18 protein-coding genes and 1 other RNA gene are annotated in these 23,403 nt (G+C 32.6%); 7 read left to right on the forward strand and 12 right to left on the reverse strand.

Features of this window, described 5'->3' with window-relative positions; translation table 11 throughout:
- Window positions 1-9 precede the first annotated feature (9 nt).
- The 3 genes from DWW96_RS05215 to DWW96_RS05225 are packed head-to-tail and all read right to left on the reverse strand — an operon-like array spanning window position 10 to window position 3,732.
- Window positions 10-1,266: a diaminopimelate decarboxylase gene (locus DWW96_RS05215; RefSeq protein WP_117909548.1), complete on the reverse strand. Its 1,257-nt coding sequence runs from the start codon at window positions 1,264-1,266 to the stop codon at window positions 10-12.
- 20 nt (window positions 1,267-1,286) lie between these two features.
- A complete protein-coding gene (malQ, locus tag DWW96_RS05220) occupies window positions 1,287-2,783 on the reverse strand; it encodes a 4-alpha-glucanotransferase (RefSeq protein ID WP_117909549.1) in 1,497 nt (498 codons plus the stop codon).
- A gap of 25 nt (window positions 2,784-2,808) precedes the next feature.
- On the reverse strand, window positions 2,809-3,732 hold the full coding sequence (locus DWW96_RS05225) for a hypothetical protein (protein WP_117909551.1): 924 nt from the start codon (window positions 3,730-3,732) through the stop codon (window positions 2,809-2,811).
- A gap of 270 nt (window positions 3,733-4,002) precedes the next feature.
- On the opposite strand from DWW96_RS05225, the gene DWW96_RS05230 reads away from it, so the two are divergent.
- Window positions 4,003-8,247 carry a 2-hydroxyacyl-CoA dehydratase gene (locus tag DWW96_RS05230; protein WP_117909553.1) on the forward strand — a complete coding sequence of 1,415 codons (4,245 nt, stop codon included), beginning with the start codon at window positions 4,003-4,005 and terminating at the stop codon, window positions 8,245-8,247.
- A gap of 103 nt (window positions 8,248-8,350) precedes the next feature.
- On the opposite strand, the gene DWW96_RS05235 is transcribed toward DWW96_RS05230, so the two are convergent.
- From DWW96_RS05235 to DWW96_RS05270, 8 genes are all read right to left on the reverse strand, one after another.
- Window positions 8,351-9,904, reverse strand: coding sequence for an ABC-F family ATP-binding cassette domain-containing protein (locus tag DWW96_RS05235; protein WP_117909555.1), 1,554 nt, complete (start codon window positions 9,902-9,904; stop codon window positions 8,351-8,353).
- A 24-nt stretch (window positions 9,905-9,928) separates the two neighbouring features.
- On the reverse strand, window positions 9,929-10,603 hold the full coding sequence (locus tag DWW96_RS05240) for a uracil-DNA glycosylase (RefSeq protein WP_117909557.1): 675 nt from the start codon (window positions 10,601-10,603) through the stop codon (window positions 9,929-9,931).
- 14 nt (window positions 10,604-10,617) lie between these two features.
- A complete protein-coding gene (locus tag DWW96_RS05245; RefSeq protein WP_117909559.1) occupies window positions 10,618-11,505 on the reverse strand; it encodes a YegS/Rv2252/BmrU family lipid kinase in 888 nt (295 codons plus the stop codon).
- 101 nt (window positions 11,506-11,606) lie between these two features.
- On the reverse strand, window positions 11,607-12,368 hold the full coding sequence (gene hisF / locus DWW96_RS05250) for an imidazole glycerol phosphate synthase subunit HisF (protein WP_117909561.1): 762 nt from the start codon (window positions 12,366-12,368) through the stop codon (window positions 11,607-11,609).
- A 60-nt stretch (window positions 12,369-12,428) separates the two neighbouring features.
- The gene (gene hisH, locus DWW96_RS05255) at window positions 12,429-13,037 is read right to left on the reverse strand and encodes an imidazole glycerol phosphate synthase subunit HisH (protein ID WP_117909562.1); all 609 of its coding nucleotides are present in this window, start codon (window positions 13,035-13,037) and stop codon (window positions 12,429-12,431) included.
- The gene (locus DWW96_RS05260; RefSeq protein ID WP_022089812.1) at window positions 13,021-14,532 is read right to left on the reverse strand and encodes a HAMP domain-containing sensor histidine kinase; all 1,512 of its coding nucleotides are present in this window, start codon (window positions 14,530-14,532) and stop codon (window positions 13,021-13,023) included. The genes hisH and DWW96_RS05260 overlap by 17 nt, the downstream gene beginning before the upstream one ends.
- The gene (locus DWW96_RS05265; protein ID WP_117909564.1) at window positions 14,532-15,209 is read right to left on the reverse strand and encodes a response regulator transcription factor; all 678 of its coding nucleotides are present in this window, start codon (window positions 15,207-15,209) and stop codon (window positions 14,532-14,534) included. Before DWW96_RS05265 ends, DWW96_RS05260 begins: the two co-directional genes overlap by 1 nt.
- Window positions 15,210-15,312: 103 nt before the next feature.
- Window positions 15,313-16,440 carry a hypothetical protein gene (locus DWW96_RS05270; RefSeq protein WP_117909566.1) on the reverse strand — a complete coding sequence of 376 codons (1,128 nt, stop codon included), beginning with the start codon at window positions 16,438-16,440 and terminating at the stop codon, window positions 15,313-15,315.
- Between the two features lie 294 nt (window positions 16,441-16,734).
- Here DWW96_RS05270 and DWW96_RS05275 point away from each other — a divergent pair, with 294 nt between their 5' ends.
- From DWW96_RS05275 to DWW96_RS05285, 3 genes are all read left to right on the forward strand, one after another.
- Window positions 16,735-17,535 (forward strand): formate/nitrite transporter family protein, encoded by an 801-nt coding sequence (locus DWW96_RS05275; protein ID WP_022089809.1) that lies wholly within the window; start codon window positions 16,735-16,737, stop codon window positions 17,533-17,535.
- Between the two features lie 78 nt (window positions 17,536-17,613).
- Window positions 17,614-17,957, forward strand: a transfer-messenger RNA (tmRNA) gene (gene ssrA, locus DWW96_RS05280).
- A gap of 165 nt (window positions 17,958-18,122) precedes the next feature.
- Entirely contained in the window at window positions 18,123-18,731 is a 609-nt protein-coding gene (locus DWW96_RS05285; protein WP_117909568.1) for a DUF1349 domain-containing protein, read from the forward strand.
- Window positions 18,732-18,956: 225 nt separating this feature from the next.
- Here DWW96_RS05285 and DWW96_RS05290 read toward each other — a convergent pair whose 3' ends face one another.
- Window positions 18,957-19,931, reverse strand: a complete 975-nt coding sequence (locus DWW96_RS05290) for a Gfo/Idh/MocA family oxidoreductase (protein ID WP_117909570.1) — start codon at window positions 19,929-19,931, stop codon at window positions 18,957-18,959.
- Between the two features lie 346 nt (window positions 19,932-20,277).
- Between DWW96_RS05290 and DWW96_RS05295 the strand changes: the two genes are divergently transcribed.
- Genes DWW96_RS05295 through DWW96_RS05305 form a run of 3 tightly spaced genes read left to right on the forward strand, consistent with a single transcriptional unit; the run spans window position 20,278 to window position 23,330 of the window.
- On the forward strand, window positions 20,278-20,949 hold the full coding sequence (locus tag DWW96_RS05295; protein WP_022089806.1) for a hypothetical protein: 672 nt from the start codon (window positions 20,278-20,280) through the stop codon (window positions 20,947-20,949).
- 1 nt (window position 20,950) lies between these two features.
- Window positions 20,951-21,904, forward strand: coding sequence for an ABC transporter ATP-binding protein (locus DWW96_RS05300; protein WP_117909571.1), 954 nt, complete (start codon window positions 20,951-20,953; stop codon window positions 21,902-21,904).
- Window positions 21,897-23,330, forward strand: coding sequence for an ABC transporter permease (locus tag DWW96_RS05305; RefSeq protein ID WP_117909573.1), 1,434 nt, complete (start codon window positions 21,897-21,899; stop codon window positions 23,328-23,330). The genes DWW96_RS05300 and DWW96_RS05305 overlap by 8 nt, the downstream gene beginning before the upstream one ends.
- Window positions 23,331-23,403: the final 73 nt, after the last annotated feature.

Here is a 23,403-nt window from a genome sequence, read left to right on the forward strand (position 1 = left end):
CCTCCATGACTATTTCATTATGTCACAGAAATCAAATGTAGCAAAATAATCTTTTGGAGTTTCTGCTCTACGAATTAATTTTACGCTTCCATCTTCCTGTAACAATAATTCTGCAGAACGAAGTCTTCCGTTATAATTATATCCCATTGAGAATCCATGAGCTCCTGAATCATGAATTACAAGGAAATCTCCCATATCAATCTTTGGCAATTTTCTGTCTACTGCAAATTTGTCATTATTTTCGCATAATGAACCAACAATATCATATGTATGGTCGCAAGGTTCATTTTCCTTACCCATAACAGTAATATGATGGTAAGCTCCATACATTGCAGGTCTCATCAAGTTAGCAGCACATGCATCTACGCCAATATATTCTTTGTAAATATGCTTTTCATGTACAGCCTTTGTTACAAGTGCACCGTATGGTCCCATCATGAATCTTCCCATTTCAGTATAAATAGCTACATCATCCATTCCTGCAGGTGTAAGCACCTCTTCATATACTTTTCTTACTCCCTCGCCAATAACCATAATATCATTTGGTTCCTGATCCGGTCTGTAAGGTATTCCAACACCACCTGATAAATTGATGAATTTAATGTGTGCTCCTGTCTTTTCTTTTAATTCAACTGCAAGCTCAAAGATTGTCTTGGCAAGTCTTGGATAATATTCATTTGTAACTGTATTACTAGCTAAAAATGCATGAATTCCAAAATTCTTTACGCCTTTTTCTTTTAAAATCTTGTAAGCTTCAATAATCTGTTCGTGAGTCATTCCATATTTAGCATCTCCCGGATTATCCATAATTCCGTTACATGCTTCAAAAACTCCACCCGGATTATATCTGCAACTTACAGTTTCAGGAATGCCTGCTTCTTTTTCCATGAAATCAATCATTGTAATATCATCAAGATTAATAATTCCACCAAGCTTTGCGCAGTATCCAAATTCACCTTCAGGTGTTTCATTTGAAGAGAACATAATCTCATCGTCTCTAAACCCTAATTTGTCAGCAATCATAAGTTCTGTATATGATGAACAGTCAACACCACATCCGACTTCTTTTAACTTCTTTATGATAAATGGATTTGGTTCAGCTTTAACAGCAAAATATTCTCTAAATCCCTTATTCCATGAAAATGCTTCATTAACTTTTCTTGCATTCTCCATAAAACCCTTTTCATCATAAATATGATATGGCGTAGGATAAGTCTTTTCAATTTCCTTAAGTTGTTCAAGTGTTACAAACGGTTTCTTTTCCATTTTTTCAGTCCTCCTAATAATTATCTGCCGTATATATCGGTTAAATATCTAAGTCTCTCAACTTCTTTATCACCAAACTGGTTTTTGGTCATTCTCCAACGCCAGTTAGTTCCCATTGATGATGGCAGATTCATTCTGCCAATATTGCCAACTTTTAAAACATCCTGCATTTGGAATATTACAACATTCGCCACGCTGGCATAGGCGCATGTAAATAATTTATCCACAATATCTTCAATCGAGCCATGTCTACATTCTAAAAATTCTCTTATGTAACCAAGCTCCCAATATTGCAGACCAGTAAAATATCCCATTAATGTATCATTATCATGAGTTCCACCATAAGCCACAGTATTTTTTGTCCAAAAATATGGTAAATGTTCATTCTTTCTGTCTCCATCAAATGCAAACTCCAAAACCTTCATTCCCGGGAATCCACTTTTTTCAAGTACTTCCACTACTTCAGGTATTTTTACGCCTAAATCTTCAGCAATAATTTTCTTGTCTCCTATTGCTTGCGATATAGCTTTTATAAGTTTCATTCCCGGACCTTTTTCCCATTTTCCATTTCTGGCATCCTCATCCTCTGCCGGAATCGTATAATATTTTGTCATTCCAATAAAATGATCAATTCTAACTATATCGTATAGTTTCGCAGAGTGTTCCATTCTTTTTCTCCACCATGAAAAATCATCTTTTTCTAACTTATTCCAATCATATAATGGATTTCCCCATCTCTGGCCCAAATCAGAAAAAGCATCAGGTGGAACTCCTGCAACCTTTTTTGCCTCCAGATTTTCATCCAGTTGAAAAATTTCAGGATGAGACCATACATCTGCTGAATCCATAGCGACATAAATTGGTATGTCTCCTATTATTTCAATTCCTTTTTCGTTGGCATACTCTTTTAGTTTAAACCATTGTTCGAAGAATTTAAACTGTAAAAACCTATAGAAATCCAGTTCATCTGAAAATTCTTCTATCTTTTTATCTAACGCTTCCTGCTTTCTGAATCTTATATCCTCTTCCCAATCCTGCCACGAAGTCGACTCAGCATCATTTTTGCATACACAATACAAGCAGTAATCATCAATCCAAAAATCATTTTCTTTAACAAATTCTTTATATTCTTTCAATGCCTTGTGATTACTATTCTTATAAGCTTCTTTTAAAACAATAAATCTGGAATTATATATCAAACCATAGTCAACATACTGTTCTTCAATGTTCCATCTAAAACTATCTACATATTCTTTTGTAATCAGGCCTTCTTCAATTAGAGTATCCAAATCAATAAAATAAGGATTACCTGCAAACGCAGAAAAAGAAGCGTATGGGCTATCTCCATAACTTGTTGTTCCAAGAGGCAAAACCTGCCAATATTTTTGTCTTGCACCAACTAGTCTGTCGACAAATTCATATGCATCCTTTCCAAAAGAACCTATTCCATAAGGTGACGGAAGGCTGCTAATATGCATCAATATTCCCGCTCCTCTTTCAAATTCTTTTTGAGCCATATATATTTTATTCCTCCATTTTCAATTAACAATGTGTATGTGTAAATAAATGGTCCTGACAGTACTCTTTATTTCCACTACATTTTGAGCAATATCTGAAAGTCAAATTAGGATCATCTAATTCTGTTCTTCCACAGATTGCACATTTATGCTTAGCACCATTTTCATATTTAGGCTGTGTAGCCTGACGTATATTCTTTCGATATTCTCTTTTTCGTTTTATCTGATATGGTGATAATTTATTTCTTGTTTGAAAGAAGAAAATCATAAAATTAAGTAACGATGTAATTACCATCATTCTTGTTACCCATGAGCCTTGAAGTATTTCTACAAAAATGAATGCTCCATATAATACTCCTAACCATTTTACCTTTATAGGAATTATGAAATAAAGCAATACCTCAGCATCAGGATAAGTAGCTGCAAATGCAAGGAAAATTGACATATTAATATAATAGGTACTTACAAAATTACCTATTCCCATACCAATGCCTCTGTATATTACTGCTAAATCCGTTACACTTGTGCCACTATAGCTCATGCCAACTGCATTTAACACTGTCTCATATTCACCTGTTGTGTTACACATTATTATTAAAATTGCATATAAAAGAAATGCACCTATAATCGTAAATAGCATTCCTGAAAAAATGTATACGTTATATCGATACTTTCCCCATGTATATTCAAGATTGTTTCCTACTGAATAATAAAAGAAAAGCATAATTATAGTAAACAGTCCTAATGTCTCAGGCATTGTAACTACCCATGTTACAATTCTCCAAATCTGTCCATGTAATATTAAATATGGATCAAATGTAATATATTCATATAAATCCGGGAACAAATAATAAATTGCATAACCTATGGCATATCCGATTACTAAATATAGGGATAAATTGCTAATTGCGTATCTGCTGAATTTTCTTTCAAAGTTTGATTGTTTCATAGAAATCTCCTATTCTAAAATCTTATACAAGTATAATTTTATTAGTATCTTTTGTCAAACATACAATACATTTTTTACATATCTTTTTTGGCACATTCAAATGTTACACCCTGATTGTTAAATTTTAATTAAAAAATCAGGACATTTTTAAAAACAATTCACAAATTTGTTACTCTTATGTACTTATTTATATGTTGTTATTTGTCGCAAATTATAATATAATGTATAACGTTTATGGATTTTTATAACTTAAGAGGAAGGTAAACAACAATGAATGATAAAGCATATTACAGCCTTGGTATTGACATTGGCTCAACAACTGTAAAAATTGCAATTTTAAATAATGATAATGAAATTATGTTTGCTGACTATGAGCGTCACTATGCAAATATTCAGGAAACTTTAGCCGGATTATTAAAAAAGGCTAAAGAAAAATTAGGTGACATTACCTTATCACCTATGATTACAGGTTCAGGCGGACTTACTTTGTCAAAGCACTTAGGAGTTCCATTTGTTCAGGAGGTTGTAGCTGTTTCTACAGCATTAAATGATTATGCACCTCAGACAGATGTTGCAATTGAACTTGGTGGCGAAGATGCAAAAATAATTTATTTTACAAATGGAATTGAACAGCGTATGAACGGTATCTGTGCCGGTGGTACAGGTTCTTTCATTGACCAGATGGCTTCTCTTCTTCAGACTGATGCCAGTGGTTTAAATGAATACGCTGCTAATTATCAGGCAATTTATCCAATTGCCGCACGTTGTGGTGTATTTGCCAAAACAGATATTCAGCCATTAATTAACGAAGGTGCTACAAAAGAGGATTTAGCTGCTTCTATTTTCCAAGCAGTTGTAAACCAGACCATTTCGGGTTTGGCATGCGGAAAACCTATTCGTGGTACAGTTGCATTTTTAGGAGGGCCTCTTCACTTCCTTCCTGAATTAAAAAATGCGTTTATAAGAACATTAAATCTTGATGATGAACATATTGTTGCACCTGAGCATTCACACTTATTTGCTGCTACAGGTTCCGCAATGAATCATGATCCAAAAGTTTTAGTAAATATAACAGATTTGTATAATCGTCTTTCTAAAGGAATTAAGATGGATATGGAAATCAAACGTATGGAACCTTTATTTAAAAATGAAGCTGAATATACTGAATTTACTGTAAGACACAACAAAGATACAGTAAAGAAAGGTGATTTAAGCACTTATTCAGGAAAATGTTTCTTAGGTATAGATTCAGGTTCTACTACTACTAAGGCAGCTGTTGTCGGAGAAGATGGAACTTTATTATATTCATTCTACAGCAGTAACAATGGAAATCCTTTGGCAACTATTATTGGTGCAATTAAAGATATTTACTCTAAATTGCCTAAAGATGCTGAAATTGTACGTTCTTGTTCTACAGGATACGGTGAGGCTTTAATTAAAGCGGCTTTAATGCTTGATGAAGGTGAAGTTGAAACTGTTGCACATTATTATGCAGCTGCATTCTTTGAACCTGACGTTGACTGTATTCTTGATATCGGCGGTCAGGACATGAAATGTATTAAGATAAAGAATCAGACTGTAGACAGCGTCCAGTTAAATGAAGCCTGCTCATCAGGTTGTGGTTCTTTCATTGAAACATTTGCTAAATCGCTTAATTACTCAGTTGTCGATTTTGCTAAAGAAGCTTTATTTGCAAAGAATCCTACAGACCTTGGTACACGTTGTACAGTATTTATGAATTCAAATGTAAAGCAGGCACAAAAAGAAGGTGCAAGCGTTGCAGATATTTCTGCCGGACTTGCTTATTCTGTTATTAAGAATGCTTTATATAAAGTTATTAAAATTACAGACCCTAAAGACCTTGGGGAAAAAGTTGTTGTTCAGGGTGGAACATTTTACAATGATGCTGTTTTAAGAAGTTTTGAAAAAATATCAGGATGTGAAGCTATCCGTCCTGACATTGCAGGTATTATGGGTGCATTTGGTGCTGCCCTTATTGCAAGAGAACGTTATCACGGCGAAGCAACAACAATGCTTTCTATCGATGCAATTAACAAATTTGATTACACAACAACAATGACACGATGCAAAGGTTGTACAAACAACTGTATGCTTACTATAAATAAATTTATTGACGGACGACGTTTCATAAGCGGAAACCGTTGCGAAAAAGGTCTTGGAAAAGAGAAAAATAAAGATAACATTCCTAACTTATTTGAATATAAATTCCACAGAATGTTTGATTACGAACCATTGTCTGAGGAAAATGCTAAACGAGGAACTGTAGGAATTCCACGTGTACTTAATATGTATGAGAATTTTCCATTCTGGGCTACTTTCTTTAAAAGATTAGGATACAGAGTTGTTCTCTCACCTGAGTCTTCAAGAAAAATATATGAATTAGGTATTGAATCAATTCCTAGTGAATCAGAATGTTATCCTGCAAAGATTGCTCACGGTCATGTTACCTGGTTAATCAGAAACGGTATTGATTTTATTTTCTATCCGTGTATACCATACGAAAGAAATGAAACACCGGATGCTAATAACCACTACAACTGCCCTATTGTTACATCTTATGCAGAAAATATAAAAAATAACGTTGAAGAATTAAACGATAATTCTATCAAATTTATGAATCCGTTTATGGCTTTAACAAATGAGGGAACTATTACAAGCCGACTTGTTGAAGAATTTTCAAAAGAATTTGATATTCCTAAAGCCGAAATTACTCAGGCTGCACATGCTGCATGGGTAGAATTATTAGCTTCAAGAGATGACATTCGCAAAAAAGGCGAAGAGACATTAGCATATATAAAGGAACATAATCTTCACGGTATCGTACTTGCAGGTCGTCCATACCATGTTGACCCTGAAATCAACCACGGTATTCCTGAAATGATTAACAGTTATGGTCTTGCCGTTTTAACAGAAGATTCTATTTCACATTTAGCTCCCGTTGAAAGACCTTTGATTGTATCTGACCAGTGGATGTACCATTCAAGACTTTATGCAGCTGCTAACTATGTAAAAACAAGAGATGATCTTGATTTAGTTCAGCTCAATTCATTTGGATGTGGTCTTGATGCCGTTACGACTGACTGCGTAAATGATATTTTAACTAAATCAGGAAAGATTTACACTGTTCTTAAAATCGATGAAGTTAATAACTTAGGCGCTGCAAGAATCAGAATACGTTCTCTTCTTTCAGCCATTAGAATAAGAAAAGAAAGAAATTATCAAAGAGACATCAAGCCATCTTCAATCAAAAAGGTTGAATTTACAAAGCAGATGTTTGATGAAAAATATACAATACTTACACCTCAGATGAGTCCAATTCACTTTAAGATGCTTCAATCTGCAATGAATTCATGTGGATACAACTTTGAAGTTCTTCCAAGTGAACAATCATGCATTGATATGGGTCTTAAGTATGTTAACAATGATGCCTGCTACCCTTCACTTATTGTTGTAGGTCAGATTATGGAAGCATTATTATCTGGAAAATATGATTTACACAAAGTGGCTGTTGTTATTACTCAGACAGGTGGCGGATGTCGTGCTACTAACTATATCGGATTTATCAGACGTGCATTAGAGAAAGCCGGATTAGAATACATTCCTGTTCTTTCCCTTAGTTTATCCGGTATTGAAAAGAACAGTGGATTTAAGATTACTCCTAAATTTGCAGTTAAGGCAGTTCAGGCAGCAATGTACGGCGATTTATTTATGAGAGTTGTATACAGAACAAGACCTTATGAAGTAAATCACGGCGAAACAGATGCACTTCATAAAAAATGGGAAGATAAATTATGTGCTGAACTTGCAGATAATAAATTTGGAATGAAACGATATAAAAATAATCTTCGCAAGATTGTTGAAGAATTTGATGCTATTCCTGTAAAAGATATTAAAAAACCACGTGTTGGTATAGTAGGTGAAATTCTTGTTAAATTCTCTCCTACTGCTAACAATGACCTTGTAAACTTATTGGAATCTGAAGGTGCTGAAGCCGTTATGCCTGACCTTGTAGACTTCTTCTTATATGGATTTAGAAACTCTACATTTAAGGCCGAAAAATTAGGTTTTAAAAAATCATCAGTAATTCTAAGTACCATTGGAATAAAAGCTATAGAATACTTCAGAAAAACAGCTAAGGAGGCTTTAATAAAGAGCAAACACTTCACTCCTACAAGCGATATTTGGGAAATGTCAGAAATGGCTGAGGAAGTTGTTTCAATTGGTAACCAGACCGGTGAAGGATGGTTCCTTACAGGTGAAATGCTCCACTTAATAAAAGATGGAGTTCCAAACATAGTTTGTACACAGCCTTTCGCCTGCCTTCCTAACCACATTGTTGGAAAGGGTGTTATCAAAAAGCTTCGTGCAATGCACCCTGAAGCAAATATTGTAGCTGTTGACTATGATCCCGGTGCAAGTGAAGTTAACCAGTTAAATAGAATTAAACTTATGCTTGCAACTGCAAATAAAAGATTAAAAGAAAAGCAAAATTAAAACATATACCATTTGGTACATTACACAAAACAAGGCATAGGTTCGAAATGAACCCATGCCTTGTTTTGTGATATTCTATCTAATTTATTATATGTCTTATATCTTAATCTAACAGACTCCACTGGCTTACATCCCACACATCTGTTACCCAATCCTCATAAAAATCAGGTTCATGACATACCATAAGTATGCTTCCCTTGTATTCTGTAAGCGCTCTTTTTAATTCTGCCTTAGCATCTACATCCAAATGATTTGTAGGTTCGTCAAGAACCAAAAGATTTGTTTCTCTGTTAATTAATTTGCAAAGACGGACTTTTGCCTGCTCTCCTCCGCTTAACACTCTTATCTGACTTTCAATATGATTTGTAGTAAGTCCACATTTAGCCAACGCGCTTCTTACTTCATATTGGTTAAATGAAGGGAATTCATCCCAGATTTCCTCAAGGCATGTAGAACGGTTTTCTTCCTTTATTTCCTGTTCAAAATAGCCTATTTGCAGATAATCTCCCAATTCAACTTTTCCATCTATAGGTTTAATTTCTCCTAAAATACTTCTTAAAAGAGTTGTTTTTCCAATACCATTTGTTCCTATTACTGCAATTTTCTGTCCTCTTTCCATAGACAAATTAAGTGGCACAGATAATGGCTTATCATATCCGATTACCAGATTCATTGTGTCTATTATAAATTTGCCGGGCGTCCTTGCTTCCTTAAATCTAAATTCCGGTTTTGGTTTTTCTCCTGCAAGTTCAATTAAATCCATATTATCAAGTTTTTTCTGCCTTGACATTGCCATGTTTCTTGTTGAAACTCTAGCTTTATTTCTTGCCACAAAATCCTTTAAATCAGCAATTTCTTTTTGCTGTCTGTTATATGCAGCCTCAAGTTGTGCCTGTTTTACGGCGTGTACTTCTTTAAACTTATCGTAATCGCCTACATATCTGTCCAGTTTTTGATTTTCCATATTATAAATCAAATTAATAACACTATTTAAAAACGGTATATCATGTGATATTAAAATAAAAGCATTCTCATAATCCTGTAAATATCTCTTTAACCATTCAATATGTTCGGCATCCAAATAGTTTGTCGGTTCATCAAGCAATAAAATGTCAGGCTTTTCTAACAATAGTTTTGCAAGCAATACCTTTGTTCTCTGACCACCACTTAAATCATTTACATCTTTATCAAGTCCTAAATCTGTTAATCCAAATGCCCTTGCTATTTCTTCTACCTTTGAATCTATCAGATAAAAATCATGCATTGTAAGCATATCCTGAATAACGGCAAGTTCATCCATATATATTTCAAGTTGCTTCTCATCCGCATCACCCATTTTATTGCAAATGTCATTCATGTTTTCTTCCATTTCAAACAGGAAGTCAAATGCCGATTTTAAAACATCCTCTATTGTCATTCCTTTTTCTAAAACGATATGCTGGTCTAAATATCCTACTCTGACATTTTTAGCCCATTCAACTCTACCTTCGTCAGGTTGCAATTTACCTGTTATTATATTCATAAACGTTGACTTACCTTCACCATTTGCTCCAACAAGTCCTATATGTTCACCTTTTAATAATCTAAATGATACATCATCAAAAATTGCTCTATCGCCAAAACCATGTGTTAAATGTTCTACATTTAATATGCTCATATTTTTCCTTTCATCTTAGGTAAATTAAATATTTTCTATTTGCCAGTCTATTGGTTCTATTCCATTTGCCTTTAGGAATGCATTTGCTTTGCTAAAATGCTTGCATCCGAAAAATCCTCTATATGCTGAAAGTGGACTTGGATGTGGACATTTTAATACAAGATGTTTTGGATTAGTTAACATCTTAGCTTTCTTTTGTGCAGGCGAACCCCACAAAAATATTACTATTGGCCTGTCCTGTGCATTTACGGCTTCTATAACCGCATCCGTAAATTGCTCCCAGCCATGTCCCTGATGTGAATTTGCCTGATGAGCTCTAACTGTTAATACTGTGTTAAGCAATAACACTCCCTGATCTGCCCATTTTTTCAAATATCCGTTATTTGGTATATAACATCCCAAATCATCATGCAATTCTTTATAAATATTTTGAAGCGATGGTGGTATGTCATTTCCCGGCAATACTGAAAAGCTTAATCCATGCGCCTGATTTACATTATGATATGGGTCCTGCCCAAGCAGCAATACTTTTACATCCTTAAGTGGTGTAAAATGAAATGCATTAAATATATCTTCTGCCGGAGGATATACTATTGTTTTACTGTATTCATCTTTAACAAAACTATATAATTCTTTGTAGTATGGTTTAGAAAATTCAGGCTGTATTGCTTCTAACCAATCATTTGTTATCATTCCCATTTATTTAACCTCTGTCAAATATTGTTACCAACTATTTCTTCTACGAACTGCGGATCATTATAAACTTTTATTGCACTTTTCTCGATTCTGATTTTAAATTCAGTATCTGTTAGCATTTCTCCGTCAACATTACATGTTACAGGAATATCTGACTGAATTTTTAATCCTTTGTCTGTGTATCTTACCACTCTCTTTGACTTTTCATGTCTTCCGTTTTTTAATTTTAATAAAAGTCCCGGTATTAATATTTTAGGCATTTTATCAACCATATATATTTCAAAGTATCCGTCATCTATTAATGCATGTGGTGCAATTCTGTGTCCTCCACCATAATACTGTCCATTACATACAGTAACTATTGTGTATTCGCCTTTTTTAGACTGTTCACCAAATATTGTAGTTAATTCTTTAAATTTATATTTAAAATACGAATAAATTATGCTACATGTATATCTTTGACCTACAGGTATCCACTTCTTTTGTCTGATTACACTTATGTTATTTGCTATATCAGCATCTAAGCCTATACATGCAATATTTATAAAATACTTGTCATTGATAATTCCTAAGTCACATCTGTGTTCGCCTTTTCCAAGTGCAGACAATGTTCTGTAAAAATCATTTCCACTTCCTGCCGGTATAACACCTACTGTCATATGTTTCTTAACAACACCATTTATTATTTCATTTAAATTTCCATCTCCGCCTACTGAGAACACAATGCATTCTTCATCATTAGGAATGCTTTCTGCCACTTTTCTGGCTTTACCAAATCCATCAGTGTAATGAATTTCGTATTTTATGTCTCTAAGTCTGCACGCTTTATCTATTCTTTCAATAAACCCTTCTTTATCATTGGCAAATCTGCCACTTTCAGGATTGATTATAAAATAATATTTCATTTTAATCTCTCGCTCTATATAATAATCTATATTGCCTTAACTTTAAATTAAGGCTATTTTCTGGAAAATTCTATGTACTGAATCTTAATTCGTTTTTCCAATTATATTCTAACCTGAACACCTTTTTCTTTAAGGTAATGTTTAAGGTCATTTATTTCTAATTCTTTGTAGTGAAATAATGATGCTGCCAATGCTGCATCAGCCTTTCCTTCTGTCAATGCATCATAAAAATGCTCTTTTTTACCTGCTCCACCTGATGCAATTACAGGTATTGATACATTTTCAGATATGATTCTTGTAAGTTCTACATCATATCCCTGTTTAACTCCGTCACAATCCATACTTGTAAGAAGAATTTCCCCTGCACCTAATTTATCTACTTTACGTGCCCATTCCACAGCGTCTATTCCAACATCTACTCTTCCACCATTTTTGTAAATATTCCAGCCCGAGTCGTGTGCTCTTCTTTTTGCATCTATAGCAACAACTACACACTGGCTTCCAAATTTATCTGCGGCATCACTTATAAGTCTTGGATTCATAATAGCCGATGAGTTTATTGATATCTTATCGGCTCCCTCTCTAAGTAACGTTTTGAAATCATCTACTGTTCTGATTCCGCCTCCAACCGTAAATGGTATAAAAACCTGCTCAGCTACTCTTCTTACCATATCTACAACTGTATTTCTATTGTCAGATGATGCTGTAATATCAAGGAACACCAATTCATCTGCTCCCGCCTTATTGTATGCCTTTGCTACCTCTACAGGGTCGCCTGCATCACGCAAATTTACAAAATTTACTCCTTTTACAACTCGGTTATTATTAACATCCAAACAAGGTATAATTCTCTTTGTGTGCATATTTTCCTCCTAATATAAAATACGACAAAATCGAGTAGGAATTTTCCTACTCGAAAAAATTTAATTTATCTCTGCAAAATTTTTCAATATTTTCAGTCCTATATCTCCACTCTTTTCCGGATGGAACTGACATGCAAATACATTTTCTTTCTCAACGGACGCATGTATATGTACACCATACTCAGTAGTTGCTGTTACGATGTTTTCGTCATCTGCTTTCAAATAATAAGAGTGAACAAAATAAACATATGCTTTCTCATCTATTCCTTTAAATAATCTTCCATTATTATGAAAATCTAACGAATTCCATCCAATATGTGGAACTTTCAAACCTTCACCTTCAGGTATCTTTATAATCTTGCCCGGTAGAATTCCAAGTCCATTTACTCCCGGTGTTTCATCACTTTCTTCAAATAATAACTGTAAGCCTAAACATATTCCAAGAAATGGTATGTTTCGTGACACAACTTCCTTCACAGTATCAACTAAATCATACTTATTAAGCTTTTCCATAGCGTCACCAAATGAGCCTACGCCCGGAAGTACAACTTTGTCTGCACCTAAAATTACATCCTTGTCTCGTGTTAGTATCGTTTCTTCTCCCAGAAATTGAAACGCCTTCTCAACACTTCTAATATTTCCTGCATCATAGTCAATTATTGCTATCATATTCCAGTCCTTCCTCTGAAGCTTTTCCATCTAATTCAAACCAGAATTCAACACCATCCTCATGGTTAAATACTCCGCATTTTTTATTCATACTGTCAGCAATCGCCTTAACAATAGAAAGTCCAATGCCATTTCCACCATATTCTCTGGTTCTTGCCTTATCTACTTTATAGAATTTAATCCAAACATTTTCCAATTCATTTTCAGGAATCTGTTTACCGGTATTGAAGACTGACATTCTTACTATACCATCTTTTTCTACAATTTTCATCTCAATTATTCTTTTTCCGTCAATATGGTTAAATGCGTTACTTACATAGTTTGTAATTACTTCCTCAATTTGAAATTCATCAGCCCAAACATATACAGGTTCTTTATTTTCAAATATTATTTTAACATTCTCCTGCTCCGCTCTTAACTGAACGGATTTAATAATGCCTTCCATGACATCAACAAGATTAAATCTTTCGATATTTACCTGTTTATTTCCAAATTCAATCTGTGTAAGTGCCAGCAGTTTTTTAACCATTTTGTTCATTTTATCTGACTCATCAATAATTACATCACAATAAAATTCCATACTTTCAGGGTCGTCATTAATATTATCCTTTAAACCTTCTGCATATCCCTGAATAAGAGCAATCGGTGTTTTTAATTCATGAGATACATTTGAAATAAAATCTTTTCTCATCTCATCAATTTCAATCTTTTGCTCGATATCTTTTTGCAATTCTATATTTGCCTTTTTAAGTTCAAGGATTGTCCCTTCCAATTTAGCTGACAACTCATTCATACTATTTCCAAGAACGCCTATTTCATCTTTATGTTTTCCTGTATATTTAGCATCAAAATCCAAATTTGACATTCTTGTTGAAATTGTTGCAAGTTCAAGTATCGGGTCCGTATATCTTCTCGTTACTATAATCATCATAATAGTCATTACAACAGTCATAGATATAAGAAGAATCAAATAGAATTTATTTGTAATATTAAGAGTCTCCCTCATATTTTGGACTGATACCCTGATTACAAAATAATAGCCTGAATCTAATGTCCCAAACAATTCATAATATTCCTGATCAGACAATAAATCTCTGGCTCTTTGCATCGTATAATTGTCATTCTTTTCTATAATAGTTCTTTCTCTTTCGGCTCCAAATGCCGCACCATATATCATTTCCTGCCAACGTCTTTGTAATGTCTTTCCTGCACCATATTCATATATTGTGTTTCCGGAACTGTCTATCATAATTATTGTTACGCCGGCATTTTCACACTCATCATTTAGCGCCTGTACGTTGTCGCTTTCAGATAAATCCTTATCTTCTTTTACAACTTGAGCCATCTTATTATATACATCAACAATAACGTCTTTTTTATGTGAAATATAATATTTTTCAATAAAAGCTGTTCCAAATGTTGATGCAAGCGCAATAGCTACTGTCATAATTACAATGATTAATATTGGCAGTTTATACTTAATTGAATGTTTCATTAGTTTACCTCAAATTTATATCCCATACCCCAAACAGTCTTTATGTAATCACCACAGTCACCTAATTTACTTCTAAGTTTCTTGACATGTGTATCTATTGTTCTGGCATCTCCAAAGTAATCATAATTCCATACATTATTTAAAATATTTTCTCTTGAAAGAGCAATTCCTTTATTTTCAATAAAATATGTCAACAATTCAAATTCTTTAAAGCTTAGTTCAATTTCCTTATCTTTAACATTAACAATATGAGCAGCCTTATCTATCTTAATATCTCCTGCTTCTATTGTCATATCAGCGCCAATTTTATTAGCACGTCGTAAAATTGCATCAACTCTTGCAACTAATATTTTAGGACTGAAAGGTTTTGATATGTATTCATCAACTCCAAGTTCAAATCCTTTAAGTTCATCATTTTCCTCACTTTTTGCTGTAAGCATTATGATTGGGACTTTTGAAAATTTTCTTATTTCCTTACATACTTCCCAACCGTCCATTTTAGGCATCATAACGTCAAGAATTATCAATGAAATGTCTTTGTTTCCAAAGAATACCTCAATTGCTTCTTCGCCGTCTCCTGCTTCTAATACCTTATATTGTTTCTTTACAAGGAAATCCTTAACAAGTTTTCTCATTCTTGATTCATCATCTACAACTAAAATCTTTAATTCATCCATTTATGTGTACCTCCGCAGCACTAATATTTCATATAGAAATAACATTTCAACTTCTATAATGTAAAATATAACACAAAATATGTGATGATTTTATGAAATATAGTTATTTTTCTGCTTCTGCCTGCTCAATTTGCTGAATTTTTGTTTCTAATGCTGAAAGTGCATGCGAAACGTCTTCATATCCACTGTATTCAGCTCCATTATAAGAATATGTTCTATATCTGTCGTTATCTCTCTTATATGAGTTTACGACTTTATTATATTCTTTCTCTGTTACTTCATTATCGTTTATTAGATATTTTTTTGTATTTCCTGAGTTGTCAGTTACAAGTCTTGAAATAACTTTCAACTTTTCATCCTTGTATTGGCATACAACAATTTGTGTATTCCCAATTATATTATTAACAAGCGTAACTGTTCCATCCTGATTATATGTCATAGACTGAAATGCTTTAGTATGGGCAATTTTACCTTTTTTATTCAAATAATAAAGTTTCATTTCGCGGCTTTCCTTACTCCACACAAGCATACATGGATAATAATTATTTCCTATTTTTGCGAACTCAACATTTTGATTTGGGTCTTTGCTTTGCAATTTATACAAAGTTTTTTCGTATTTTTCATATAGTTCTTTCTGTTTATCCTGTACTACTTCATTTACTACTTCTTTATAATCTGTATATATTTCCATTTGTGTAATATCTTTGTCATCTGATGTAAATGAAACATAGAGTATTCTGTCATCTGCAACTTTAGTAAATACAACACTTCTTTTTTCATCAAGTCTTCCATCATAATTAACATCCCATCCCATTTTTTCAACTACAGGATCCATGTAATAATTAATCTCATCCCCTAAAGAGTATCCAAGCACTGAAATTTCATCATTATCAGTTACAATAATTTGAAAATCAGGATAGTTATAGTCATGAAGTTTCTGACTTGAACCTTTAATTACATTTATTTCGATGCCATTTCCTTTCCAATGTTGCTCTACATTTCCTTTTTCACTATCAGATTCTTTCATATTAAAATAATAAGCTACTCTTTTTAATTCATCTATGTATTCTAGCAAATCAACCTTGTCATCTTTTGTTTCCAATGGCTCTTCTGTTTCCTGAATTGTAGTTACTTCCTCTTTTGTACTCTTTTCTTCTCCTTCCGTTTTTCCACATCCAAAAGTCATAGTAGCTACAATGCTAAAAATCATTAATAATGCTAATCTTCTCATAATCCCTCCTGCTACAGCGTAACTATTATTTTTATTTCTTACCTATTAAATAGGCATACTTATTTACGATACGCCTATAATACAATAATTTGTTTAAAAAGAAAATATTATTTTTGTCGTAAATTTTATTAATTTTTAATAACAATTTTGTTACTTTATATAATTTGTTGTCATTTATTGTGTTTCTTCTATGTTTACAACCTTTACATTCACGTTAATATATGGTAAAAATATCTTTGGTTTTTTATATATTTGAGGGGACAAAAAAGAAAAATAAAAATAGAGGTAACAAAAATGATTAGTACAAGAGAAGCAACTGAACGTTATTCAAAAGTAGGTGTTGTCAAAGGTAATTTACCTACATTAAAAATGTTGGTATTAGGAATTATAGCCGGATTCTTTATTTCCATAGCCGGAACCGGTGCTGCCACTGCATCATGTTCTTTAGAAAATACAGCTATAGCAAGATTGATAAATGCATGTATCTTCCCTGCCGGTTTAGCAATGGTAGTTTTAAACGGAAGTGAGTTATTTACAGGTAACAACCTTATGATTATTTCTGTTCTTGAGAAAAAACTTTCTGTAGCGAAAATGCTTAAGAACTGGGTTGTTGTTTATATCGGAAGTTTTATAGGAAGTGTTGTATTTACATTTTTATGCACATACGGTCATGTTTATACTTTATTTAATGGACAATTAGCAACAAATCTTTTAAGTACTGCTGTATCTAAATGCAATATTTCATTTACTGATGCCATTATTAAAGGTATTTTTTGTAATATTTTAGTATGTGTTGCAGTATTTATGACATTTATGGCCGAATCTGCTGCAAGCAAAATTATATGTTTATTCTTCCCTATTATCGTTTTCGTTATTTGTGCTTTTGAACATAGCGTTGCAAATATGAGTTATATAAGTGGTGGTTTATTCATTAATCAGATGTATGGAAATTACGGATTAGATGTAACAGGTCTTAGTTGGTGGAACTTCATCGTTAAAAATTTATTGCCTGTAACTATCGGTAATATCATTGGTGGTGTTGGAATTGGTGTTTTATATTGGTATTCTAACTTATATACACCAAAGCAAAAATAGCCAATATTTCCAATTGACTATATTTAAAATATGATTTAAAATATAAGACCAAGGTAGACTTTTACCTACCCCCAGTAAGGGCTAGTACTGGTTTCGACAGGGGTTTTGAAGTTGGAGAAGCTATCCGTAGATGATGCGTTAAATCATACAATTAAAATTAAACGCTGAAGATAATTTAGCTTACGCTGCCTAATTAATGGCAGCTGTCAATACAAGGTTGCCTGCGGCCCTGATATTGGCATCGACTTTAGCAGGAAACTCTGATTGCTAAGCTTTGCGCTTTCAGTGATTTTATGAAGCTACCAAGAGCAAAACGGTGTTAGTTCCGGTTTGTTTAAGGGAATGTTAAATAACTGACTATGATAGAAGAAGTACAATGGAGAGGCTTTTGGACACGGGTTCAACTCCCGTCTAGTCCACTAGTTTTCATAAGGAGAGGCTAAACGAAGACGGAATGACTCCTTATGTAAATAATAAAAATAACGGCACTGTATGTTACAATATTAATATACAGTGCTGTTATTTTTATGGTATAATGTGGATATGAATTTAACAAATCGGATTTTATCCACGAAAGGAAGATTAAAATGAAAATAGATAATAACCAATGGAAATGGACAAGAAAACCTAAAGATTTTACTATCTCTGAAGATAAAATTGAAGTAATAACAAATCCACATACAGATTTATGGCAGCGTACTTACTACCATTTTAGAAATGATAATGCTCCCGTTCTTCAGATTAAGACTTCCAAAAAGATGTTTTCTTTTATTGTAAAGACAGAATTTGAAACTAAGGTACGCTTTGACCAGTGTGGTGTTGTTATGTATCTCGATAGTGAAAACTGGTTGAAAGGTTCTATTGAATATGAAAATGAAAAGTTTCAGCATCTTGGAAGCGTTGTAACGAATAAAGGATATTCAGATTGGGCTACAACAGAAATTGATGCTGGAATTAAATCTATGTGGTATAGATTCAGTAGACGTGAAGACGATTACTGCATTGAATGCTCAGAAGATGGCATTAATTATAAGCAGATGCGAATCTGTCATATGTATAAAGCAACTGATGAAATCCAGTTTGGAATTTATGCATGTAGTCCTGAAGATTCTTCATTTAAAGCAACATTTACAAATATGGAAATAACAGAATGTAAGTGGATAGCACACGATGGTCAGGCACCTGATGCTGAGTAAAACTTTCAATTTGTAGAAAAGAGATAGATAATTTTGCACAATTATTCTTTTGTATATATAATTAGCAAGTTAAACAATCAGAACCACGCCTAAAAGACGTGGTTCTGATTTAAAATTTAAATATAACTATTTCATTCTAATTACAACAAATTCCTGTGGTGTATCATTTGAATTTGAACTCGCCATACTATCAACAAGTTCTTTTTTGCATACTTCTCCTCTTCCCTAATCTGCTGGAAATACAACCCCCTGTTGCCTTCTTGCTTCATCCATAACTTTAACACACATATGTGAATATTTAATATGTTCGTCTGTAAATTTTCCAATTTCAATAAGTCGTGCCCACTCTTTTGCTTCAAATACAAGATTATTTTCACATTCAGGCACTTTAATTATCTTTTCCGTATTATCATTAAAAATAACTTTTACTTTTCTCGGGTTAGGTATGTCCTCAATAATAATTGCTCCTTTTTCTCCCTGAATCTGACTAGGTATCTTTGAATTTGTTATCTTTGAATACAATACTTCTGCCAACATTTCAGGATATTTTGCAATTATTGTTCCCTGTCCATCAATACTATCAGGTAATATTTGTGCCATTGCCATTATTTCCTGTGGCATACCAAATAATTTTACAAGCGGATGCACACAATATACACCTATATCCGTTAATGCTCCATTTGAAAATTCCTTACGAAATGCATTTTCAAATATTCCCTGCTTATATTTATCGTATCTTGATGAATATTGACAATATTGAAAGCTTACTCTTCTAACAGGCTTAACAAGTTCTATTGCTTCTTTTATAGCAAAAAATCCCGGGTCAATTACATTTCTCATTGCTTCCATTATTACTACATTATGCTTTATTGCCAAATTTATTAATTCTTCTAATTCTTTTTGATTGCTTGTAATTGTCTTTTCAATCATTACATGTTTTCCATTTTCAATCAAAAGTTTAGCCTGTTCATAATGTAAGCTATTAGGGCTTGCAATATATACTGCATGAATTTCATCACATTTAGCAAGCTTATTCAAATCCGTAAACACCATTTTCCCATTATGCTTTTTGCTAAATGCTTCTCCTTTTTCCTTATCTCTTGAATATGTTGCCACATAGCATAAGTTATCACATTGTTCTACCGCCTCTAAAAACCAATCAACTACAAAATTTGTTCCTATCGTTGCAAAATTTATCATTCACTTTCCTCCTTTTAATATGTATTGTTTCCTACCTTTGATTAACTGATATTGGTTGGAATAGTATATATAAAACAATTTCTTTTTCCAACTATATTTTTAATCTTTCCTATCATTCATATAGTTAATTTTACATTACTTTTATGTTTTTTCAAACACATTTTATTATTCGCTATCATTTTTTATTATTTTTTATTATTTGTTATTATATGTTACTTATAAATGACGAAGTCATATTCCCTGACTTTGATGCTCATATCTTAAGACAATTTTAATTTTTTATAAATGAAAAACATTTTTTAGTTTGATATAATAAATTCACAAAACAAATTGGAGGTTATTTTTTATGAAGAAATTTTTAAAGAAGACAAATCGTGGAATTATATTGTCTGCTATTTGTCTTGTTATTCTTGTAATCTATGTTTCTGTCGATTACATAACATTCTCAACTCAAAAAGATACTATTAGACAAACAACTGAAAATTATATAAACGATGTTTTAAAAACAAACTCTGAATCAGTTGATTTAAATAAACATCGCGAACTTATTACAGACATATTAAATAATTATTGGACAGATAAACATTATTCATCAAGTGGTTCTACTATCTCAGGCATGAAAGCAACTTTAGATTCCACTCTTGACGCTGACAATTCTTTATTTGATATAAAAGATGCATCAGGTTCAGTTCAGTCAGTTAAGATTTCAAAAGCCGGTCCTAAAATTGCCAGTGCAAATATAAAATACACAGTAGATATCGTTGGAAAAGAAACATCTACAGTATTTACACCGGGTACTATTTGTACACTTAGCGATTACAATAATGATTATTACGATGATGGTTCTGAAGATTCACAAGATTCCAACAACGCCTCAACTAATGATTATTATAAAGTAAACTGCACTTGCGAAGGTACTATTTACTACACTTATGAATCAGGCAAATGGAAAATAAGTACCTGGGACAGTTATGTTACAGACTCAAACTGCACAAAACTTGACGATAAGGAGGATTAACATGAGTACAGCATTGGAAATTAAGAATATAGAAAAAAAATTTGGTTCCAGAACTGTTTTAAACAAAGTATCATTTGAAACAAAAACAGGTGAAGTATTCGGTCTTCTTGGTCCAAACGGAGCCGGTAAAACAACTTTAATTAAAATGATTACAGGTTTACTCAATATAGATGATGGTGAAATTTTAATCAACGGAAAAAGTCTTGAGCATGACTTTGAAGCTGCCATGGAAAATATCGGAGCTATCGTTGAAAATCCTGAATTTTATAAATATATGACCGGTAAGCAAAATATTTTACAATATGCACGTTTACACAAGTCAGTGACTATGGAAAGAGTTAACGAAGTAATAGAGCTTGTCGGTTTATCAAATCGTATAAACGAAAAAGTAGGCAAATATTCTCTAGGTATGAGACAGCGTTTAGGACTTGCTATTACATTATTGCATAATCCTAAAGTGTTAATTTTAGATGAGCCTACCAATGGTCTTGACCCCGCAGGAATTAAACAGTTACGTGATATTTTAACAAATATGGCTCACAAAGAAGATGTTTGCGTTTTAGTATCAAGTCATCTTATGAGCGAAATGGAATTAATGTGCGACAGAGTAGCTATTTTGTCAAATGGAAATATTTTAAGTGTTGATACGATGGAAAATATGCTTCACGATGTATCTGGTAAGGATGTAACTTACAATTTTGAAGTATCAGACAGTAATTCTGCTATTACCGCCATTACAGAATATAACCCTGATATTATAAATTCAATAACAAGCGATACTACATTTGAATTAAAGATTAACAGGAATTCAGCTAAAGACATTGTTTCTACAATTACAGATTTACTTGTTGAAAACAAAATCAGCATATACGCTATTATTCCTATTGAAAACCAGAAACTTGAAGATGCCTTTATGGAAATAACTAACGTAAAAGGAGGTAACCAAATTGCTTAATTTAATCAAAAACGAATATTCAAAATTATTTCATAAAAAAAGCACTTATTTCTTTCTTGCAGCCATTGTATTATTTATAATTGGCATTTCAGTTTTTACAAAATTTTCCTGTGATAATAACGATGATATTTATTACTCTTCTATTGAGCAGGAATTACAATATGCAACTACTGAAACTGATGAATATAGAGACGATGCGTATATAGAAGAATTAAAGCTTGCTAAATCTCTTGATTATACAATGCATGATATATATGACAATTCACGTTGGGAATCAAATGCTTTAAGCGATTACTATTCATATTTAAGTTCAATTAATTCATTTGATAAAGAGGGTTCATCTGATTTAGTCAACTCAAAAGAAGACCGTGAACATTATCAAAATTTATGTGATACAATTGTTTCTTCACTTAAAGATAAAGATTGGAAAAGTTATATCCAGTTAACTGTCGATTCAATAAATACTGATGGTCATACAAAAGACGGTGCTAAATTGTTAAAGGATACTTATGAAAACTATTTAAAAAATGATATTGACCCTGATTCAAACACTCAGAAATACAGTCTTATATCTAATTTTTCACAATATGATATAAGCTATTCTGATTTACTTTCGGCAAAAAAAAGTGGAGCTTCATATGATGAAACAGAATTTAATACTACTGAATCAAATTATCTGATAGCAAAATATCAGTTAGAAAATGATATTGACTCAGTTATTTATAAAAACCCTGATCCTCAGATGTCATCATATGAACCATATATATACACAGGCAATGCATTTTTATCTCTAAAAAGATGTATTAATGCTACAATTATTATTGCTCTTATTTTGATTATTTTAGCCGGAACCACTGTTTCATCTGAATTTTCTAATGGAACAATTAAATTTTTACTTATAACACCTGTGAAAAGATATAAAATCTTTTGGAGCAAATTTATTACATTTTTAACATATGGATTTGTTTTAACATTATTGTCATATATATTGTCTTTTCTACTTACTATTATTGTATTTGGTACAGGAGAATTATCAACTCCTCTATTACTATTAAAAGACGGAAGCCTTGTTGTACATTCAGGATTATTATTTATCCTTTTCAATTTCTTTATGTCATTTGGAACAATAATGATTACTGCCATCATAGCATTTATGTTATCAGCTTTATTTAGAAATTCAGCTATAGCAATTGCAATTCCAATCATGATTTACTTAGGTTCAGATATGGCTGTTTCAATTGCACAAATGTTATCATTAGACTTTGTACGTTACACGATATTTGCAAATATGTCATTCTCAAACATTGTTGAAAATTCATTTACATTCTTTGGTATGACGCCTATTTTTTCAGTTAGCGTTATTGCAATACACATTTTCTTATTCCTGTTTATTGCACATGATGCATTTACAAGAAGAAATGTTTAATTAAACTTATTATAAAAAGGTTACAGACTAATCACTATATATGATAATCTGTAACCTTTATTTTATTACTCTA

Origin of the sequence: Eubacterium sp. AF17-7, assembly GCF_003461285.1 — a bacterium.
GTDB lineage: Bacteria > Bacillota > Clostridia > Lachnospirales > Lachnospiraceae > Eubacterium_U > Eubacterium_U album.

Coding starts and splice junctions, on each gene's coding strand:
- DWW96_RS05290 (WP_117909570.1), bottom strand. CDS start 19,931: ATGATAAATTTTGCAACGATAGGAACAAATTTTGTAGTTGATTGGTTT.
- DWW96_RS05300 (WP_117909571.1), top strand. CDS start 20,951: ATGAGTACAGCATTGGAAATTAAGAATATAGAAAAAAAATTTGGTTCC.
- DWW96_RS05245 (WP_117909559.1), bottom strand. CDS start 11,505: ATGAAATATTATTTTATAATCAATCCTGAAAGTGGCAGATTTGCCAAT.
- hisH (WP_117909562.1), bottom strand. CDS start 13,037: ATGATAGCAATAATTGACTATGATGCAGGAAATATTAGAAGTGTTGAG.
- DWW96_RS05225 (WP_117909551.1), bottom strand. CDS start 3,732: ATGAAACAATCAAACTTTGAAAGAAAATTCAGCAGATACGCAATTAGC.
- malQ (WP_117909549.1), bottom strand. CDS start 2,783: ATGGCTCAAAAAGAATTTGAAAGAGGAGCGGGAATATTGATGCATATT.
- DWW96_RS05285 (WP_117909568.1), top strand. CDS start 18,123: ATGAAAATAGATAATAACCAATGGAAATGGACAAGAAAACCTAAAGAT.
- DWW96_RS05275 (WP_022089809.1), top strand. CDS start 16,735: ATGATTAGTACAAGAGAAGCAACTGAACGTTATTCAAAAGTAGGTGTT.
- DWW96_RS05240 (WP_117909557.1), bottom strand. CDS start 10,603: ATGGGAATGATAACAAATGATTGGTTAGAAGCAATACAGCCTGAATTT.
- DWW96_RS05270 (WP_117909566.1), bottom strand. CDS start 16,440: ATGAGAAGATTAGCATTATTAATGATTTTTAGCATTGTAGCTACTATG.
- DWW96_RS05230 (WP_117909553.1), top strand. CDS start 4,003: ATGAATGATAAAGCATATTACAGCCTTGGTATTGACATTGGCTCAACA.
- DWW96_RS05215 (WP_117909548.1), bottom strand. CDS start 1,266: ATGGAAAAGAAACCGTTTGTAACACTTGAACAACTTAAGGAAATTGAA.
- DWW96_RS05260 (WP_022089812.1), bottom strand. CDS start 14,532: ATGAAACATTCAATTAAGTATAAACTGCCAATATTAATCATTGTAATT.
- hisF (WP_117909561.1), bottom strand. CDS start 12,368: ATGCACACAAAGAGAATTATACCTTGTTTGGATGTTAATAATAACCGA.
- DWW96_RS05265 (WP_117909564.1), bottom strand. CDS start 15,209: ATGGATGAATTAAAGATTTTAGTTGTAGATGATGAATCAAGAATGAGA.
- DWW96_RS05295 (WP_022089806.1), top strand. CDS start 20,278: ATGAAGAAATTTTTAAAGAAGACAAATCGTGGAATTATATTGTCTGCT.
- DWW96_RS05235 (WP_117909555.1), bottom strand. CDS start 9,904: ATGAGCATATTAAATGTAGAACATTTAACACATGGTTTTGGCGATAGA.